Below are 3,367 nucleotides of genomic sequence, written 5' to 3'. Positions count from 1 at the left end.
GCCTCGGGCATCCAAGCAGCAAGCGCGTTACGCCGTGGGTCGATGTTTGATGTTATGGAGCAGCAACGATGTTACGCAGCAGGGCAGTCGCCCTAAAACAAAGTTAGAAAAGGGAAAGTATGAGCAAGTTATCTGTATTCTTTATATTTTTGTTTTGTAGCATTGCTACCGCAGCAGAGCCTTTGCCAGATTTAAAAATTGAAAAACTTGATGAAGGCGTTTATGTTCATACTTCGTTTGAAGAAGTTAACGGGTGGGGCGTTGTTCCTAAACATGGTTTGGTTGTTCTTGTAGATGCTGAAGCTTATCTAATTGACACTCCATTTACGGCTAAAGATACTGAAAAGTTAGTCACTTGGTTTGTGGAACGTGGCTATAAAATAAAAGGCAGTATTTCCTCTCATTTTCATAGTGACAGCACGGGCGGAATAGAGTGGCTTAATTCTCAATCCATCCCCACGTATGCGTCTGAATTAACTAATGAGCTGCTTAAAAAAGACGGTAAGGTTCAAGCTAAAAATTCATTTGGCGGGGTTAACTATTGGCTAGTTAAAAATAAAATTGAAGTTTTTTATCCAGGCCCAGGACACACTCCAGATAACCTAGTAGTTTGGCTGCCTGAAAGGAAAATATTATTCGGTGGTTGTTTTATTAAACCGTACGGTCTAGGTAATTTGGGTGACGCAAATTTAGAAGCTTGGCCAAAGTCCGCTAAATTATTAATATCCAAATATGGTAAGGCAAAACTGGTTGTTCCAAGTCACAGTGAAGCTGGAGACGCATCACTCTTGAAACTTACATTAGAGCAGGCGGTTAAAGGGTTAAACGAAAGTAAAAAACCATCAAAACTAAGCAACTAAATTTCTAATCGGGTAGCCGGAGGTATCTAGCCTCCAGCCCCCACACCACCCTGCATGCGGCTCCGCACAGGGCGGTTCATTTAGAACTCCTAACCTGTTATTTGGCTAGGATAATGAACTGCAATCCATCCATCTCTTAGTGAATACAATCCAGCTTTCTCTAGGTACTCGTTACTCAGCGCTTGCTGTATGCCTGGCGTTTTCGAACTACGCCAAGGGCCTTTACTTGTGAGTCCACAAGCAACGGCAGCTTGGATCCTGACACCTCGTTTAAGTAGGTTCTGCACCTTAGTCCGTGGTTTTCGCCACTGACGCCAGTAGCACATACGCACTCGGCGACGGATCCAGTGGTCTAAATCGACGCAACCTTGATAAGCGTTGGCTATGCCAAAGTAATTGATCCAACCTTGCATATATTGCCGCAGTTTAAACAGTTGATAGCTCATGCTGACTCCCCAATTGCGGTTCGTCAGTCGTCGTATCTTTTGTTTGAAAACGTGCAACGTGTTGGCATGCCATTGGATCTTTCCTCGGTTAAAGGTGAAGCCAAGGAACTTGCTTTGACCTACCTTAACTACTTGGCTTTTATGCTCGTTAACGATCAGTTTTAGCTTCGTACCAAGATAATGAGTAATACTCTTGAGAACACGTTCTCCCGCCCGTTGAGACTTCACCAAGATGATAAAGTCATCAGCGTAGCGGGCGAAGTGATGTCCTCGGCTTTCCAATTCTTTATCCAAACTATCCAGCATGATGTTTGATAATAAGGGTGAGAGTGGGCCGCCCTGAGGTACACCTTCGAAGCTTGCTTCAAATTGGTCGTTGACCATGACGCCCGCTCGCAGGTATTTGCCAATAAGCGCTAGCAGACGCTTATCCTGCACCTTACTCCTTAACTGAGTCATCAACAGATCGTGGTTGACGCGGTCAAAGAACTTGGACAGATCAACATCAACGGCAAATTTGCGCTTCTGTTTGATGATATTCCTGACTTGTAGTACCGCCTGCTGGGCGTTTCTGTTCGGCCTAAAGCCGAAGCTATTGACTGAAAAGTAGGGGTCAAACAACGGCGTGAGTATCTGAGCGATTGCTTGTTGTATCACACGATCAATCACGGTGGGGATCCCCAATTTGCGTTTACCGCCATCGGGTTTATCGATCTCCACGCGCCTGACCGCTGAGGGTTGATATTCTCCTCGCTCAAGCTGAGATTTACACTGTTGCCAGCCGCCTTGTTGCATCCAGCGCGGGAAGGCTTCGATGGTCATGCCATCGATACCCGACGCGCCTTTATTGGCTTTCACTTGTCGCCAAGCTCGGTGTAGATTCTCAGGTTCGAGTAGTTGCGGAAATAGATTGCTGCTGAAGGCTGGTTGCGGGCTAATACGCTGTTGATAGTAATCGTCTGACGACGTAGTGAGTACCGACAAGTTTGGCAAGACTCCTCCTTCTTCTAAATGTTCAGGCCTTCACCATATCCCATCCATTACGATAGGCGTTGGGCTACTATGCCGTCTGCTGACTTCTGCTTAATCACATGCCGAGTTGCCCCGTCATGCGCTATCGGTTTTCATCTAATTCGCTCTTTCCAGTTGATGAAATTGAAAAGCCAAGACACTTGTAGACCAGAGCCTTACTGGTTAATGACCGATCGCATGCTAAGCAGATCTCCCCAGATAAGGACATGAACTTTCTTTGCACTGCTGCATCATTTACGGTGGCCGTTAGATCACGTGGTTTCGTCGTCTTGTGCCAACTCACCTTCAGCCTACGCCTCATATGATGTTCTTGTTCATCAGCTCGCAAATTTGCTAGCGGCTTCCTTCAGACCGCCCCTCACGGGTAAGCCCTTGCCATTCGCTAGTAGTTAACGTTTAATAACAGCATGTTATCGAACGGTGACCTTCCTACAGAGGACTTTCACCTCATTAGTTCATGCCCATGCTGGGCGTACACAAAGCTATGCAATCGACGGCAAAAAGCTTCGTTCGCTTCGCGCACTACGCCTTTTCCGCGATTGATAGCGACGTTATGTGAATATTGAAATGAGCATTCCAAAGAAAGGAAGTAGAAAAATTATCGTGGGCGAAAATGAGTTTTTGTGGCTCATTAGGTCAAAACTCACATATTCGCAGGACTGTTTAGGTACAGAAATGACTGCGGTCGTTGAACCGGATGCCGGTCCTCACTGATGAAGAAGTGAACACCGTACGGGAATCGTGCCGGCAGCTTGGAGCTATCGGCCGGAACCTCAACCAGGTGGCCAGGGCCTTGAACATCGAGTTCAGGGAAAGTGACAAGCTCAAGCAAGAGGCCATCGAAAAACTGGCCGAACGGATCGACCAGCATTTGGACCATGTGTCTGAGCTGTTCGATAAGACCTGGAGCCGGTGGCACGATTGTCATTTTCAGAAGACGACTGCACCAGTTGATTGGGCGTAATGGCTGTTGTGCAGCCAGCTCCTGACAGTTCAATATCAGAAGTGATCTGCACCAATCTCGACTAT

Annotated in this window: 2 protein-coding genes and 1 pseudogene; 1 reads left to right on the top strand and 2 read right to left on the bottom strand. The window is 46.7% G+C overall.

The window, feature by feature from the left end:
* Positions 1–119 precede the first annotated feature (119 nt).
* Complete coding sequence (locus ACOTX2_RS24950; protein ID WP_015060105.1) at positions 120–860, top strand: subclass B1 metallo-beta-lactamase IMP-4; 741 nt, start codon at positions 120–122, stop codon at positions 858–860.
* Positions 861–949: 89 nt separating this feature from the next.
* Here ACOTX2_RS24950 and ltrA read toward each other — a convergent pair whose 3' ends face one another.
* Together ltrA and ACOTX2_RS24940 are read right to left on the bottom strand one after the other, a co-directional pair.
* Positions 950–2,299 (bottom strand): group II intron reverse transcriptase/maturase, encoded by a 1,350-nt coding sequence (ltrA, locus tag ACOTX2_RS24945; protein WP_044067521.1) that lies wholly within the window; start codon positions 2,297–2,299, stop codon positions 950–952.
* A 682-nt stretch (positions 2,300–2,981) separates the two neighbouring features.
* Positions 2,982–3,367, bottom strand: a pseudogene (locus tag ACOTX2_RS24940) (hypothetical protein); the annotation flags it as partial.

Origin of the sequence: Enterobacter cloacae complex sp. IR5412, from assembly GCF_049237385.1 — a bacterium.
Taxonomy (GTDB): domain Bacteria; phylum Pseudomonadota; class Gammaproteobacteria; order Enterobacterales; family Enterobacteriaceae; genus Enterobacter; species Enterobacter intestinihominis.
The sequence above is the reverse complement of the archived record's forward strand: the minus strand, read 5'-3'. Positions and strand labels throughout refer to the sequence as shown.

Excerpts from the sequence above, each read along its gene's own strand:
- ACOTX2_RS24950 (WP_015060105.1), top strand. The coding sequence starts at position 120 with ATGAGCAAGTTATCTGTATTCTTTATATTTTTGTTTTGTAGCATTGCT.